A 16138-nucleotide genomic window follows, 5' to 3' on the forward strand; every position below is an offset into this window, starting at 1 on the left:
AACTTAATGATAAGTTCAATTTATTATTCATTCAGTAAATATTAGAAATCATGAAAACAAATTTGTTAACATTACTCAGCATTTTTTTATGCTTCGACTTAGTAGCTCAAGGCAACTTTTCGATTAGCTTGTTTAAAGCTCCATGCAATGCGGATGGCATTGTTGTTGCTCATGGCTTGAATCCACTTATCCAAACTACGATTCAATGGGGCTATTACTCAACACCAGAAATTCATAAAGTTACAAATACAACAGATACCTTTTTTTTCTACAAAGGTGGAAGTATTAATGCAATTACATATGATATCAACAACAATTACAATGGTTCTGGATTTTTTCAAAGCGATTTACCCTTTAAGGTAGACTTTAATGTGATTCGTAAAAAATGTCCTGAGTTGAGCATTGTTACTGCGACTGTTATTGGTGGTGTGGCTCCATACACTTATATATGGAAAGATGAAAGCGACATGGTTGTTGGAAGCATGAATCCGATTGGGTTGCAAAGTGGTTCTTATACTGCAGAAATTACAGATGCAAATGGTTGCGTATGGAGTCAATTAGATGATTCATCTTCTGTTTATGTGTATAATGATCCCGGGTTTACTTATACGGTTCTAACAACAGAAGCAAATTGCACAAATGGTACAGCAACGATAAGTAATTTATCAGGAGGATTGGCGCCATTCACTTACAAATGGTTTAATCAATCCACGGCTAACGCTGTACAATCTTTGATAGCTGGTAATTATAAAGTTACGGTAACTGATGCTCAAGGGTGCAACAATCGACAAAGTTTTTATATCCGTCAATCGAAAATTATAAATGCCAACACAGTGCCTACCAATACAACGTGCAGTAATAATGATGGAAGTCTCATTGCATTTGGTTCAGGTGGAAAACCGCCCTATTCATATGCTTGGAATAATGGTCAATTAACCCAAGAAATAAAAAATATGTCAGAGGGATTCTATTATGTCAATGTAATTGATGCTGATGGATGTTCCGGGATTGGATATGGTAGAATAGAAAATTTTTCTCCAGTGCAAGTTAAAATATTAAATCAGACCGTTAGCTCTTGTACTTCTCCAAGTGGCTCAGCTACATTAGGTATTCAAGGTGGACTAGCGCCATATGATATAGTTTGGAATACGTTCCCAAAACAAACCGGTGTACAATTACAAAATGTTCCACCGGGAGATTATGGATTTATTGTGACTGATGCAAACTTCTGCAAAAGAATAGGAACTGTTCGGATATTACCACAATTTCAAATCACACCTAGTTTTAATATTCAAAATGCAACATGTCTTGCGGCAAATGGTTCAATAGCAACAACTGTTATTGGGGGCACAGCGCCTTATCAATACCAATGGAGTAATTTATCAAATACATCAACCATCAATCATCTTTCTGCTGGGTCTTACGATGTGACGATAACAGATGCCAATGGATGTCAAGTTACAAAGTATCTTTCTGTGAATTCAGAATCGCCAATTCAAATTTCTCACGCTACAACTCCAACTTCATGTATTTTTTCGAATGATGGATCGATCATTACCAATGTTACTGGTGGAACACCACCGTACAAATTTAATTGGTCAAATGGCGTAACAACAGTTAATAATAATAATTTAACCCAAGGCTATTATTATTTATTTGTAACAGATGCTTTAGGATGCACTGCTTATTCATATGTTTATGTAAATTATAATGCAGGAACGGATTTTTGTTATTGCACCATTCAAGGAAATGTATTTCACGATGTAAATAATAATTGCATCAAAGATCCGGGAGAATCCGGGATATCAAATATTCAAATGCATCTTTCGCAATTTGGATACACCTATACAGATGCCAATGGGGATTACGCATTTAGAGTGCCATCGGGATCATACACATTAAGTGAAAGGATACAATACCAATATCCTTTGTCTTCATGTCAAAACAATAATTTAATCATTAATACAACAGCATCAAGTGGCTGTACACTCAACTATGATTTTGCGAACGAAAGCAATCCTTTGAGGGATATACATATCAGTACATGGCCAGCCAAATGCCCCATACCTGGATTTGAATATTCACAGAAAATGATAATATCAAATGATGGAACAATACCTGAGAATGATGTGATAGCAAATTATGGTACCGATTATCAATTGAGTGATGCTCAATTTAGTCCAAGTGGACATTTTATCCCAGATGTTAAAGCCGGTGCTTATAAAGTTACTAATCTGGGACCTGTCCAAGAGGGCAATGCAAAACTTTTTCAGATAACTTATCAAGTACCTGCTAATATTCCATTAAATACGGAATTATGGTTTGATGCAGAATGCGCATATGAAGCACCCATTAGTAATTGGCTCAATGACTATTCACCTTGGAACAATAAAAACTTATTTAAGGATATCGTTGTAGGTTCATATGACCCAAATTTCATGGAAGTATTACCTCAAGGAAAGGGCTCAGAAGGATTTATTTCAAAGACTGATACCATATTAGAATACATGGTTCATTTTCAAAATGAAGGAACTTATTATGCCAGAAAAGTTGAGGTAGAAGTCAAGCTAGATCCAAATTTAAATTGGAGAAGTTTGAAACCAGTATATAACTCTCATCCAGTTCAAGTTTCGATAAATGAAAAAGGAAAAATATTATTTACATTCGATAATATTAACCTATATCCAAAATCATTTAGTGAAGATTTAAGCAATGGTTTCTTCACATTTACAGTGAATACAAATCGCAATTTATCTGAATTAACAAAAATTAGAAATAGTGCAGATATTTATTTTGATTTTAATACGCCTATTTCAACAAATACAACATTAAATACAATTGAAAAATTATCATCATCAAATGACCCTACAATAAGTCCAATATCATTTGAGATCAATCCCAATCCGAATTCAGGAGCATTTACTATAGCAATGCAAAGTCGTCAAAATACTATGGCTACAGTACAAATAATTGACTTGATGGGAAAAATAAATTATAGTACAGCTGTTCAATTGGTAAACGGCAAACAAAGCATACCAGTTCATGCTTCAAGGTTAACCAATGGTATTTATTTCGTAAGGATATTTCTATCAGATGGAAGCACAATGGTTAAACGAGTTGAAATAGTAAATGATTAAAAACAGTTAGAAAAATTCTAGAAGTGTAAAGCACATTCGTGCATCAAATTCGAATAAATCCTAAGGAAATGAAATGTTTTCTTAGGATTTTTATATTATAATATGGTTTAATTTTCTTTTATTTGCAGCCCATTAAATAAAAATATATGAACTTAAATCAAACCATATTAGCAGAACTTAAACAAGAAGCTGCCAGTACAAGAAATCTATTGGCCCTTGTTCCATTTGAAAAATCTGATTTTAAACCACATGAGAAATCCATGTCCTTAGGTCGATTGGCTAGACACGTAGCAGAAATTAGCGGTTGGTGGAAAGAATGTTTAATTTTAGATGAGCTCGATTTTTCAAAAGGTGATTTTACACCAAAAACTTTGAACTCTACAGAAGAACTATTGGATCTGCACGATAGATTGGTTGAACAGGCAGAAAAAATATTGAATGAAACGCCGGAGTCAGAATTTGAAAAGCCCTGGACGATGCGCAATGGTGAAATGATCTATTTTACCATGCCAAAAGCTAATGTAGTACGTTCATGGTGTATGAATCATTTGTATCACCACAGAGGACAATTGACGGTTTATTTAAGATTATTGAATGTCCCGTTACCAGCTACCTATGGAACTTCTGCTGATCTGGAACAATAAGCCTAGCAAGTATTGATATATTATTAAGCTTATTAGCATTTATTAGCTAAGTATTTCCATATTGATGATTATATTTGACCAATTTAAATTTGGAATATGAGAATCAAGCATCATGGAATAATATTCTTATTGTTGGTCCCATTCTTGTTGGTTGGCCAAGCTTGGAAGGCTAAACCACTTTCAATAAGTGTATTTAATAATGCCACTTTGTTGCCTCCTGCTTCAATTACTGCTACGTTCAATCAACCTATACATCCTGGAATTATGCTTGGTTACGAATTTGGATGGAAGGATGGACCAAAATCCAAGTGGTTTCAAAATGCTGGAATTGGTTTTTTTTATCATCGGTTTCTTTATTCGGCTTTGATTTTAAACACCCAGGCAGGATATCGAAAGAAGATCAAACATTTTTCTGTGGAAGGATTATTGCAAGCTGGTTATTTGCATGCTTTTTACTTAACGGATCGGGTTGAATTGCAATCTGATGGAACATATAAAGAAAAGAAAGGAATTGGCAAACCACAATTTATAGCAGGTGCGGGTATAGGTGTTGGATATGATTTAGGTAAAGAAAATCGAATGCGTCGGATATTTTTAAATTATGATTTCAGATTGCAAATGCCTTTTGTAAAAAGTTATGTTCCTATTTTGCCTAATGGAGCTTTGTCCTTGGGAATTCAATTTAATATTCAATAAAAATATTGCACGCTATGAAACGTCATAACCTGAATGTTCAATTTGCTTCGATGATGTTGATCATCATTACATGTTTTTCTTGCAGTAAAACGGATATTGACAGACCGGCAACTCTGGATTGTACATTAGAGAAAGAAATCATTTACAAGACCAATCCCAAAAGTACAATCTATCAATCCATTATTGATAAATATGTGAAACTTGGATTACCAGGTGTCATATTATTAGTAAAAAATGATAGTGGATTTTATGTAGGTGCTGCTGGAATGGCGGATATCAAGGAAGGTATCAAAATGCAGCCATGTCATATTTCTAAAATTGCGAGTGTAACAAAATTTGAGTTGGGCGTAGCGATGATGCGACTTCAAGAGAAGGGTATTTTGTCCTTGGATGATCCCATCAGTAAATTTATTTCTAAAGATATATTAAATAAAATATCCAATGGCAATGAACCGCTTACCATTCGAAATTTATTGAATCACACGAGCGGCATTTATGATATCATAGATGATCCGGGATTTTATCTTCAGGTCCTGAATCATCCAACTAAGAAATGGAATGCAGATGATTTGTTAAAGTTTTTATATCATAAAGATGCAGCTTTTAAATTTAATCCTGCAGAAAATTCGGGTTACAGCAACAGCAATTATACCTTGTTGAGTATGATCATAGAAGCTGCGACACATAAGCCTCATGCGCAGATTATGCATGAAGAATTTATTGATGTACTGGGATTGAAAGATACTTATTATTTTTGGCATGATCCCTTGCCAAGTCAGAAAGTCGCACAAGGCTATTACAATCTGTACAATGATGGGAATTTGATTAATCTAACCCAATGGAATACCGGAAGTGGAAATGGTTATGGAGGCATGTATAGTACCGTGTGGGATATGTATTTATTCATTGATGCCTTATTTGTAAAAAAGACATTACTAACTCAAAAATCATTGGATGAGATGTTGGTTTTTCATCCATTGGTTTCAACTAGAAAATTATTAGGTGTCGCTTGTTTTAAAGATTTTATTGATATCGGAGATCCACTGAAAGATTATGCATGGGGTCATAGGGGCAGGGATTTAAGTTACAGTGCGGATCTTTATTATTTTCCGGAACATCATGCGACGATGTCATTAATTGTTAATTATGGTACTGATGGAGATACGCCGTTGAGACCAGTTTTTAAAGAAATGCGAGATGAAATTGCGAAGATTATTATTAGTCAATGATTATTAGTATTGATTTTGAAAATCATTTTATAATATTAATGTTGATGTATGTGGAAAGGTTAGCTATGAAATTAATATAGCATAGACTAGAGAGTAATTTTTTTAGAATTTCTTACATAATAAAATCTGAGTATTCGGAAAAAAATATTTTGGTTGTTTAACTTTTTACTAAAAATTTTATTACCCGTTCTATTTGTAACTTTATGTTCATTTTTCTTGAAAAAAAAGAACCAAAAATTCAAGGCTGTAAGGTCTAAGCCTAAAATGATTGCATGAAACCTAAATTCAAAAAACTCGCTTTAGGCCATATTTCTTTTGTTTAGCTTAACACTTGCCCAGTTCGCATTTTTGTTCTTTTTTTGACTTTATGTTGAGCTCATACAGTTTTGAATTTTTGACGGTTTCATTCCATCATTTTTTAACGGCTTACCCCTTAAGGCCAGTCAAATTTCTATTTAGTAAATTAGTATAGAATTTTGGTCGAATTTTTTTATTTCATATTCATTTTGGTTGTTTTGTAATATTAGTATTATCTTACATCAATAATTAAAAATGCTAAAATGAAATGTCTATTCTCAATTAGTATCCTAAGTCTATTTTATTTTCTAAATCAATATGATGTAATCGCCCAAACTTGCAAGCCTACATTACCTCAAGCATTTGTGAATACGACATACGCCCTTCCATCTGGAAAGACGATAACAGTCAATTCCGGCGGCAATCTTCAAGCTGCCATCGATCAGGCCAATCTTGGAGATATTATTGAATTGCAAGCAGGAGCAACATTTACAGGTAATTTTATTTTAAGAAAGAAAACAGGCTCAGGGTGGATATATATTAGATCATCCAAGGAAAGTGCCTTGCCAGCACCGGGAACGCGTATTACGCCTACAGATGCTGTAAATATGGCTAAAGTGCTTTCTGCAGGTCAAGTGTCAGCATTTGCAACAGTAGCAGGTGCATATAATTATAGATTAATTGGTTTAGAAATTGGATTACCGACAAGTGTCAATGATCAATTTACTTTGGTCAGTTTTGGAAGTGGATCGGAAAATAAATTATCCGATTTACCTAATAACCTGATTATTGATCGATGTTATATACATGGGAACAGCACTGGCAATTTGAAAGTTGGTGTGGCGCTAAATTGTACAAATGGAGCCATTATCGATTCACGCATTGATAATATTCATGCTGAATCGGTGTTATCAACTTTTGAATCTAAAACGATAACTTGTTTTAATGGAGCGGGTCCCTTAAAAATTGCCAACAATTATTTGGAAGCATCGCATATCAATATATTATTTGGTGGTGCTGTGAGTGCCATTTCTAATTTGGTACCATCAGATGTAGAAATTAAATGTAATACCATGACCAAGCGTGTGTCTTGGAATCCAGCAGATCCGAGTTTCGGAGGTAAGACCTGGGGTGTAAAAAATGTATTTGAAATAAAAAGTGGACAGCGAATGTTGTTGGAAGGAAATATTATTGAGAACTGCTGGCCATCAGATCCAAATGTAGCAGGTGGTCCACAGTTTGGGTGTGCGATATTACTGACTACTCGTGATGAGAACGGTGCTATGCCTTGGGCAACCATTCAGGATATTACGTTTAGAAACAACATCATCCGACATACCAATTGTGGGGTTTCGTTTTATGGTAGTGAAGGCAAGGGAGAACATAGGATTAAATTCGAAAATAATCTATTCGAAGACATTGGTGGCAAGTGGGGTGCGACAGATAAAACCGGAAGATTGTTTCAAGCTACAGCTTTGGATGATTTGTGTTTTGATCATAATACGATGTTGCACACAGCCAACAATATATTATTTGCCTATGGAACGGTCAGTAATATTATCTTGACCAACAATATTTCTCAATGGTTCGATGGATTTCAAGGAACTACTTTCGGAGGATGGGAGAAAAATGTTTTTGTAGGAGGTAAGGCTGCAGGTTTTTCTGCAAGTAATTATTTCCCAGCAAATGTATCGAATATTAATTTTGTGAATTTTGCAAATGGAGATTATCGTCTTGCTTCCAACAGTATTTACAAGAATGTAGGTACTGATGGGAAAGATATTGGTTGTGATATCAATGCTTTGAATGCGGCTATCAATGCATGTTCTTCCGTGCCAACTAGTAATTCTAATCCCAAATCAGAGAAGCAACAAATATTGATATATCCCAATCCGAATTACGGCATATTTAAAGTTGATTTAAATGGTATGAATAATCCAAAACTTAGTGTCTATGATGTTTTTGGAAGAGTGGTGAATGCGCAAATCATTATGGGAGCGGACCAGTGTATTATTAATATGGGTGATGCATTAAGAGGGATTTATTTATTGAGGATTGAAGGTGGTCGGAATGGTGTTCAAGTTGGTCATGTTATTGTTGAATAGAATTTAACATTTTTCTAAAGTTGATAATTATGATGATGAGTTTATATTGTGACTGGATAATTAAATTTTATTTAAAATTATTTATCATTCTGAATTAAATTGATGATAAAATATAAAATTCCTTTTGCAATAATTTTAGTAATTATATTTTTTATATCTTGTAACGATAAATCAACAAATGATTATTCAACAGGTATAGCGAAATGTACTATGATTAATGAATTAATAAACAAAGGAGACAAAAGTTTAATTCAATTTTATGGTAAACCTTTATGTTTAGTTGGATATCAAATGCCAGAATTTCAAGCACAAACTATTTTTGGTAAGTCAATCGATATTAATTATTTTAAAGGAAAAATTACAATATTAAATTTTTGGTTTAGTGGATGTGCACCATGTATTGCTGAGATTCCTGGATTTAATAAAATTGTTGAAAAATATGGAAGGGAAAAGGTGAATTATTTAGGAATTTGTTTAGACCATGCTAAAGATATTGATACATTTTTACAAAAACATACTTGGGCTTTTGAGCAAATAGGAGACGGTGAGAATTTAGTAAAGGACATTTTTAAAATTGAATGGGGATTCCCTACAACATTTATTGTTGATACTAATGCTATAATTATAGATGCTTTTTCAGGTGGAAGAATTGATAGTTTGGCAATCGAAGAATTGGTAGACAGAATTGAGACAATATTTTAAAAAGCACATTAAAATTATTAGTCAAGAGGCTATTTATTAATTTATTAACCCATTTCTTAATATGGGATCAAACTAGTTAAATAATAGAGTATAATCGCTCTTGTAAGTATCCTCTACTCCCCCAGGGATATTCCACGACTATTCCACGACTATTCCACGGATTATCCTCTCATATTTCATTCCTATGTCTTGTCCTAAAATAGCTATACAGGTTAATAAATAAATCCTAAAATGACTATGCATCATGTTTAAGCCTAGATTAACAGCCTACCCGGTTGACCTCGTCAGGAACACCTAAATGAACTAGTCGGACAAGTCCGCTTAGATGAACTCGTTGAAAGTGTTCTGATTATTGAAGGGAGGTAAACTTGTCTTAATTACGGAGTCAGGCAGTGGGACTAAAAGGATATAATCTTTGTCATTAATATCGAAAAAATCATTACTTGATGGAGGAATATCCCTCATTTTGATTTATAATCAAAATTCGTTTAGTTAGTTTTCGCTGGGAAGTCAGAAACTCTAAAATGGATTTAACAGTTGATGTTGCCTGTATAAATCGATTTGAAGGAATTATCTCTATTATATTTATTATCAATTTTGCAACTTTGTTATCAAATTTCTAATTATCTTGTGCAAACATACTATTTACAAAATTGAAAGCAGACAAACGGAAGATTGTAAAATTCAGGGCCGGGATTAATGTGAGTTATTTTGGAACTATTTTCCTAGTCAGAATAGCTATTCTTTTTTTCTTAATTTTTAATTTTTACACAATAGTTGATGCACAATTCGATGGTCGCTATAAATTTGAACTTGCTAAAAATAATTTATTATTAAAAGATACTTTAGGAGCTATTTCAAACTTTGACAGTTCTGTCTATTACAATTTTAAGCCATGCCTAAGTGATTTTAATGAATTTTTTAATTTTGCTACATTAACGAGAGATTCGAACTTAATGAATAAATATATTAATGAATTTTTACTTAACAGTTCAGAAAGTGCACTTTCTAAATTAAATAATGAAACTCTTTCTCAATATATATATTCACAGCCTATTTTATGTGAAATTTTTGTAAAAAACGCAACTAAGAAAAATACAGAAATCAGAAAGAATTTTTTAATGTTTTTATTAGCTGATCAATTCATTCGTATATATGATTTTAAAAGTAGTACATTTAAAGATATTACACTAAAAATAAATTTTGAATTCTTGGATTTATTAAATTTTTGTATAAATAATAAATATAATTTATTTGATTTGGAGCCAGAATTATTTATTTTACTATTTCATGCCTCAAGGGAAAAGATTCAAGGAAAAGAATTCTTAGCATTGATTTATAAGGCTTTAAGTCAAAATTATATTTCATCTCCAAGTTATGCATTAATTTATGATGAATGGTGTGTGCATCATAATCAATCTCCAAAATATGCAGAAGATAATACTATAACTTACTTTCCATTAACGTCATCTAATAGAGTAAAGATTAATGAAAATAGAATTGAAATAGGCTTAATACCCAAATAATAATGATACTTATTATATTTCAAAATGAGAATTTTATAGTTAATTCTATATTGCGATATTTGGTTTATTATTAATTATTATTTCTAAGTATATTTGCTTTGAGCTTTGAATTCCAATTAAATAAGTAATATTATTAAATATGACACAGAATGAAGTTAAAATTATTTTTCAAATCTATGATTTGGATAAAAAGATCTTATATTTAATTCTAATTATTTTTTTAATTGTAAATTCAAATTTATTAGGCCAAACCAATTTAATATCAAATTCTGGTTTTGAACCAACAAAATTGAAAGCCCCAATCATTAGTCAAGAAAGTTATAATTTTGAAAAATACATTAAGGGCTGGATTCGTAGTCAAACCAATCATATTGTCCCTGCAGTATCACATGAGTTTTATCATAAGAGTAACTCTCTAAAGGCTTTATCAGACCAAATTAAGAATAACGGAAAATGTTTTATTGTAATTGAAACATTAGGATTATTTTCTGGTGATACATTGCATAGAAAGCGAGGATACCTAATGACAAAGCTTTTGAAGCCAACCGATATAGGTGATTCTATCTCGGTTGAATTTGATATATTGATGTCACTAGGTTCTAATCATTTATCAAATGGGATTGAAGTTTATTTTTGTTTGGAAAAGAATGATTTTAAACGAGTTATGCGCGGACAATTAGAGCCTCAAATTAAGAATCCAAATATAATTGACCATCAAGATTGGAAGACATATACTTTTACTTTTATATCTAAGAGTAAGTATAAATACGTTTGTATAGGTAAGGGATCAAATGATTTAATTTCAAATTATATCCCATTTAAACCTCAAGATGAGACAACTTGGCTGTCAAATAGAAATAATAAACGCTCTGTTTTTGCAATCGATAATTTTAAGGTTATGAATTGGAGTCGATAGGGTATATTGCTTTTTTATATTCTATCGATACATTAAATGAAGAATATTTCATTTTAAGTTTCTTTGGTATCAAATATCTTATTATCTTGCGGTAGAAACTAATTGCAATAAGATAATTTATGCTCTAACTTGATGTTCATAATATGAAGTTTTGGATTATTGTAAATCTATTTTTTATAGTTGTGACAAATTGTATTTTTTGCCAAACAGAATTGTTCGAGGGATATGTATTAGACGCTGAAACAAAGATTCCATTGGCCTATGCTAATATTAGAATTAGTAATTCGAGTATTGGTACAATTTCTAATAAGAATGGATATTTCAGACTGAATGATATTTCAAATAGTAAGCTCATTTTAATTTCATATATTGGGTATTCTATGAAATTTATTAGTACGGATACATTTGTAAATAATTCTATTATATTTTTAGAGCAGAATGCAATTATGCTTGATGAGATTAGTATTACATCAGATGATCGTTATCTGTATGAAATTTTTAATAGGTGTAGAACAAAGTTTATTAAAAACAAACTCGTGCAGAAATCAAAGGTTTATTGCGAACTAGAAACATACAAAGATGAATCACTAACTGAATTAATGGAATGTTATTATAATGCCAATTTTAGTGGTTGTGAATTGGATGATTTAAACATTAAGACTGGTCGAGTGGGGCTAAGACCAATTGATCGTGGACTTTTTATTTCTACTGAGACTTCAAAAGTAATTTTATCTAATATTTTGTCAAAAGAGGATTTAAGATTTCCATTAAATCCATTTCAGTTATCTGAGAAGAAATTGAAAAAATTGTACCACCTTTTTCTTGTAGATAGAAATGATAATGACAGTCTTCCACATATTATAATTGGTTTTAAACCAAAAGATACAACGAACAATCTATTTGCTGGTCAAGTTTTGATCCATACTAAAACAAATAACCCAATTAATATAACATTTAAGAGGACAATGTATTCCAATTTTCCAGTTCATTCCTTGTCCCCTGACAATAAAATGAATCGCCTTGATTTGGAAATAACAAGAACTTATGAAGAAAAAGATGGTATATTGTATTTTAAGTATATTAGTTTAAAATACAAAGCTAATATTCAAACTCGGTTTATTGCCAATACTAATATTAGCACTAATGCAGTTTTATACGCTTATAATTATACTGATGTATTTGAATTGCCAAGATTTGATTTTGGAGAGACTGATTTTGCTTATAGTGATTATTTGAAAATAAATGGTATTCCTTATGATTCAACTTTTTGGAATAATAATATTGAATTTAAATTGAATGATAGGGTCGATTATATTAGTAATTATTTTAATGATAGTACAGTAATTAAGAATCCTCGTTTATTTGATCAAAAAAATATGGGAGGATTAGCTGTGCTGCAATTTCCTTTTGTTACATGGAGTAGAAATCGAGTTGCACTTAACAAATTTATTGTGAATGATAATCCAAGTAGTTCAGTTAATGGGTTTGTAAAGAGCGATTTATATAATTTTAATATTCAAATATTTTTGGATAAAAATATAATAAATGATTCTTTGGTTTTAAACACGGCTACTATTTTTTCACCATATGGCAGTTATTACAAAATGCCAATTGATACAACAACGCTTTGTTTTATTAATATATATTTTGATCTTGTTGAGATTGAACGGTTAAAATTACTTGAGGAAATAAATAAGTCTAATAAATCATTTGTTGAAATTGATGAATTATATGATTTGACAGTTGCAAAGTTGAATCTTAACCGAAAACGATATTTTAAGGAAGTTGAGCGTGGAACAAATATTGTGGCCATGCATAAATGGAATATGTATGTGTTAAATAATCTTAATATTGATAATTTTAGAATCTTTAATATAGAATTGTAAGGATCCTAATTTTATAATTTAAATGGAAATTTAAAATATTCAAATTTTTACAGTATATTATACTTCATATTTCATTAATATTATTGTACAAGGAAATTAAGCGAGAATTAACCAAATTCGAATAATTTTACATTTATATGAAATGATAAAATTTTAAGAAAATAATTTAATATAATTAAATATAATTCTATGATTAAAATTATTTTATTTTTATTTAGTGCTCCTATTTTAGGTCAGGGCTGGGTTCCTGATCAATTACCAGGAGTGACAAATGAAGTATATAAAGCTAATATAGGATTACTAAAAAGGATTAAATCTTATAATGATGTTAGAGACCAGTTTGATGCTTGGAACATAAACTCATGCTATAAAAATCTTAATGCGCCGCCAGACACTGTATTAAAATTTATGAAACTTGCTCTATTTCATTATGGTTATTCCATTTGTTGGAATAGTTTGGAAAATGACACAAGTAGACGATTGGGATTTTATAAAAAATATTATGGTGCCAAATATATTGATACTTATAATTATTTTTGCTTTACATGTGATAGTTTAAAAAGCACATATAATGTTTCAGTAAGAAATTTGTTACAAAAACTATACTTTGAGGATCAAAAAGATAGAAATGAGGATTTTAATTTAGAGGGAAAAATATCTTCTCAACAAATACAAGAAAGAAGAAGGGAAATTTATTTACACGATTCATTGCATATGGTAATTGTAGATTCTATAATAAAGATTTATAATTATCCAGGTAATTCAATTGTGGGCCAACAAATGTCGTATTATGCATTTTTTATTATTCAACATGCACCAAAGGAAACGATGGAAAAGTATTATTTCTATATAAAAGATGCAGTTGACAAAGGGGAACTTGATAAATATTTTCTTCCATTCATAGAAGATAGAATAGCTTGGTTAAATGGCAAAAAACAAAAATTCGGTACTCAATATAAGATTATAGGAAAAAAAGTATACCTATTTCCAATTGAAAACGGTAGAAAAGTGGATGAATTAAGGAAAAGTTATGGATTGCATCCTTTAAAAAAAGAAATTAGAAATATCGAAAGAGAACTTAATGCAAGGGAAGCTGCCAATCATTAGGTATAGTTAAAATATTCAATTACATGTAATATAGATTCTGCCTAAACCTGTAAGTTAAACAACTTGGTTGAAAAGATTTTAATGAATATATAAATTTTTGTTAAGCCGAAATCCGCTGTACCAATCCTTTGACACAAAGTCCAGGCCCTGAAATATTTCTGATAGTGTGTTTAGTATTAGATGGAACCTCAAAATAGTCGCCTGCTTTAAAACGTACGATGATACCTTCAAAATCACATTCGCATGCACCTTCAAGTATAAGGAAACTTTCTTTGAATTGATCATTTTCATGGGCATCCTCTACGATTTCTTGGTGTAACCAAATCAAGTTAAGTTCTTTATTTTTGGAAAGGAAAATATTTTCTACTTGGAGATTTGAAGCATCATCGTGATAGCTAAAATTTTGGACTGCTTTTGACCAGGAATTTACATCGCTATATTTATTTAGTAGCGGTGGATTAGAAAGGTCGATTTCTTCGTGTTTTAAATGTTGACTGAGAAAATCCAGGACTTTGGTTTTTAATTGCGGATTAGGAGTAAGTTTATCAGGGTAGGATTCCAAAGTGCTCATGATCTGATCTAATTCATTTTTGATATCAGGATCATGTTCTGCTAATTCAGATATTATTTGTGCTTCTTCAATGGATAATTGTCCCAAACAATAAGCTTCCAATTGTCCTGAATTTATTATATTATTTTTATCCATAATTAGTCGCTTAATTTGGTTCTTAATTGCAGTAATGCAGTACGGGTTCTACTTTTAACGGTACCCAGCGGAATATTAAATTCTTCTGATATTTGGGTTTGCGTGTATCCGTAATAAAATTGAAGATCAATAATCTGTTTTAATTTATCTTCCAGGCTATTGACTTTATCATTTATTCCTAAATAGTCCAGTTCAAACATTTCCACACTGAGGCTTTGGTTATCTACGAGACTATCCTCATTTTGGATCATATTTTTCTTGGTAAAATATTTACTTCTACAAAAATCAATGGCTAAGTGTCTTGCTATGGTCACAAACCAGGTAAACAGCCTACCTTTGGAGGCATCATAAGTGCTTATATTTCTCCAAATTTTTACGAAGGTGTCCTGAAGAAGATTTTCAGCATCCTCATTTGATTTGACTATTTTTAGAATGACTTGAAACAAGGTTGCGCCATACCTGTCATAGAGTTCGGCATAGGCATTTGGTTTTCCATCCTGCAGGCTTTTTATAAAGGCCTCTTCTGAAAACATGATCAAGTCATTTAGTATAATACAACAATATTTCGAGCTCAAATATAGAGAAAATGTTTCTTGACTGCTCATCCAAAATGTAAGTTGTTTCGTATTTATTCCTAAAAAGAAAAACGATCATGAGTAATTATCATTTTATAACGAATTGGAGCTTAAAAGGACGACCTGAAGAAATCTATCGAATCCTGGAGGACGTAGAACGACTTTGTGAGTGGTGGCCTAGTGTATATTTAAAGGTAACAGTTACTAAGCCCGGTGCAGCTGGTGGGGTAGGAAAGGAAGTAGAATTACTTACTAAAGGGTGGTTACCTTATTTACTTAAGTGGAAATTCAAAGTCATTGAATCACATTTTCCTACTGGATTTAGTATCGAAGCTATGGGCGATTTTGTGGGAAAGGGCATTTGGACGATTGGGGATGTGAACGAGAAGGGTTATTGTAATGTGAAATATGATTGGAACATACGCGCTGATAAAAAATTGATTCGGCATTTGAGTTGGTTATTAAGACCCATATTCTCAGCAAATCATCATTGGGCCATGCGTAAGGGAGGAGAAAGTTTGGCTTTGGAACTTAGAAGGAGGAGAATGGAACGAAATGTGCCGGAGCCTCCGAAGGCGATATTTGTGGGAGCTACAGAATAAGAAAGTATCT

At 31.8% G+C, this 16138-nt stretch carries 13 protein-coding genes; 11 read left to right on the forward strand and 2 right to left on the reverse strand.

Annotation, left to right across the window (positions count from 1 at the left end):
• The first annotated feature begins 50 nt into the window (after positions 1 to 50).
• The 10 genes from IPK88_10535 (at position 51) to IPK88_10580 (ending at position 14245) form a co-directional block, all read left to right on the forward strand.
• The gene (locus IPK88_10535) at positions 51 to 3137 is read left to right on the forward strand and encodes a T9SS type A sorting domain-containing protein (GenBank protein MBK8243852.1); all 3087 of its coding nucleotides are present in this window, start codon (positions 51 to 53) and stop codon (positions 3135 to 3137) included.
• A gap of 146 nt (positions 3138 to 3283) precedes the next feature.
• Entirely contained in the window at positions 3284 to 3781 is a 498-nt protein-coding gene (locus tag IPK88_10540) for a DUF664 domain-containing protein (protein MBK8243853.1), read from the forward strand.
• A 96-nt stretch (positions 3782 to 3877) separates the two neighbouring features.
• Positions 3878 to 4477, forward strand: a complete 600-nt coding sequence (locus IPK88_10545; GenBank protein ID MBK8243854.1) for a hypothetical protein — start codon at positions 3878 to 3880, stop codon at positions 4475 to 4477.
• A gap of 14 nt (positions 4478 to 4491) precedes the next feature.
• Positions 4492 to 5706, forward strand: a complete 1215-nt coding sequence (locus tag IPK88_10550) for a serine hydrolase (GenBank protein MBK8243855.1) — start codon at positions 4492 to 4494, stop codon at positions 5704 to 5706.
• A 560-nt stretch (positions 5707 to 6266) separates the two neighbouring features.
• Positions 6267 to 8108: a T9SS type A sorting domain-containing protein gene (locus IPK88_10555; GenBank protein MBK8243856.1), complete on the forward strand. Its 1842-nt coding sequence runs from the start codon at positions 6267 to 6269 to the stop codon at positions 8106 to 8108.
• A gap of 102 nt (positions 8109 to 8210) precedes the next feature.
• Positions 8211 to 8810 carry a TlpA family protein disulfide reductase gene (locus IPK88_10560; protein ID MBK8243857.1) on the forward strand — a complete coding sequence of 200 codons (600 nt, stop codon included), beginning with the start codon at positions 8211 to 8213 and terminating at the stop codon, positions 8808 to 8810.
• A 653-nt stretch (positions 8811 to 9463) separates the two neighbouring features.
• A complete protein-coding gene (locus IPK88_10565; protein ID MBK8243858.1) occupies positions 9464 to 10336 on the forward strand; it encodes a hypothetical protein in 873 nt (290 codons plus the stop codon).
• A gap of 139 nt (positions 10337 to 10475) precedes the next feature.
• The gene (locus tag IPK88_10570) at positions 10476 to 11252 is read left to right on the forward strand and encodes a hypothetical protein (GenBank protein MBK8243859.1); all 777 of its coding nucleotides are present in this window, start codon (positions 10476 to 10478) and stop codon (positions 11250 to 11252) included.
• Positions 11253 to 11395: 143 nt separating this feature from the next.
• On the forward strand, positions 11396 to 13138 hold the full coding sequence (locus tag IPK88_10575) for a carboxypeptidase-like regulatory domain-containing protein (GenBank protein MBK8243860.1): 1743 nt from the start codon (positions 11396 to 11398) through the stop codon (positions 13136 to 13138).
• A gap of 189 nt (positions 13139 to 13327) precedes the next feature.
• Positions 13328 to 14245, forward strand: coding sequence for a hypothetical protein (locus IPK88_10580; protein MBK8243861.1), 918 nt, complete (start codon positions 13328 to 13330; stop codon positions 14243 to 14245).
• A 100-nt stretch (positions 14246 to 14345) separates the two neighbouring features.
• Here the strand turns inward: IPK88_10580 and IPK88_10585 are convergent, their stop codons facing one another.
• Both IPK88_10585 and IPK88_10590 read right to left on the reverse strand, forming a co-directional pair.
• On the reverse strand, positions 14346 to 14951 hold the full coding sequence (locus IPK88_10585) for a cupin domain-containing protein (protein MBK8243862.1): 606 nt from the start codon (positions 14949 to 14951) through the stop codon (positions 14346 to 14348).
• A 2-nt stretch (positions 14952 to 14953) separates the two neighbouring features.
• A complete protein-coding gene (locus IPK88_10590; protein MBK8243863.1) occupies positions 14954 to 15484 on the reverse strand; it encodes a sigma-70 family RNA polymerase sigma factor in 531 nt (176 codons plus the stop codon).
• Between the two features lie 119 nt (positions 15485 to 15603).
• Here IPK88_10590 and IPK88_10595 point away from each other — a divergent pair, with 119 nt between their 5' ends.
• The gene (locus tag IPK88_10595; GenBank protein MBK8243864.1) at positions 15604 to 16128 is read left to right on the forward strand and encodes a polyketide cyclase; all 525 of its coding nucleotides are present in this window, start codon (positions 15604 to 15606) and stop codon (positions 16126 to 16128) included.
• Positions 16129 to 16138: the final 10 nt, after the last annotated feature.

Source organism: Candidatus Defluviibacterium haderslevense, from assembly GCA_016712225.1.
GTDB lineage: Bacteria > Bacteroidota > Bacteroidia > Chitinophagales > Saprospiraceae > Vicinibacter > Vicinibacter haderslevensis.

Coding starts and splice junctions, on each gene's coding strand:
- IPK88_10535 (MBK8243852.1), top strand. CDS start 51: ATGAAAACAAATTTGTTAACATTACTCAGCATTTTTTTATGCTTCGAC.
- IPK88_10540 (MBK8243853.1), top strand. CDS start 3,284: ATGAACTTAAATCAAACCATATTAGCAGAACTTAAACAAGAAGCTGCC.
- IPK88_10545 (MBK8243854.1), top strand. CDS start 3,878: ATGAGAATCAAGCATCATGGAATAATATTCTTATTGTTGGTCCCATTC.
- IPK88_10550 (MBK8243855.1), top strand. CDS start 4,492: ATGAAACGTCATAACCTGAATGTTCAATTTGCTTCGATGATGTTGATC.
- IPK88_10555 (MBK8243856.1), top strand. CDS start 6,267: ATGAAATGTCTATTCTCAATTAGTATCCTAAGTCTATTTTATTTTCTA.
- IPK88_10560 (MBK8243857.1), top strand. CDS start 8,211: ATGATAAAATATAAAATTCCTTTTGCAATAATTTTAGTAATTATATTT.
- IPK88_10570 (MBK8243859.1), top strand. CDS start 10,476: ATGACACAGAATGAAGTTAAAATTATTTTTCAAATCTATGATTTGGAT.
- IPK88_10575 (MBK8243860.1), top strand. CDS start 11,396: ATGAAGTTTTGGATTATTGTAAATCTATTTTTTATAGTTGTGACAAAT.
- IPK88_10580 (MBK8243861.1), top strand. CDS start 13,328: ATGATTAAAATTATTTTATTTTTATTTAGTGCTCCTATTTTAGGTCAG.
- IPK88_10585 (MBK8243862.1), bottom strand. CDS start 14,951: ATGGATAAAAATAATATAATAAATTCAGGACAATTGGAAGCTTATTGT.
- IPK88_10590 (MBK8243863.1), bottom strand. CDS start 15,484: ATGTTTTCAGAAGAGGCCTTTATAAAAAGCCTGCAGGATGGAAAACCA.
- IPK88_10595 (MBK8243864.1), top strand. CDS start 15,604: ATGAGTAATTATCATTTTATAACGAATTGGAGCTTAAAAGGACGACCT.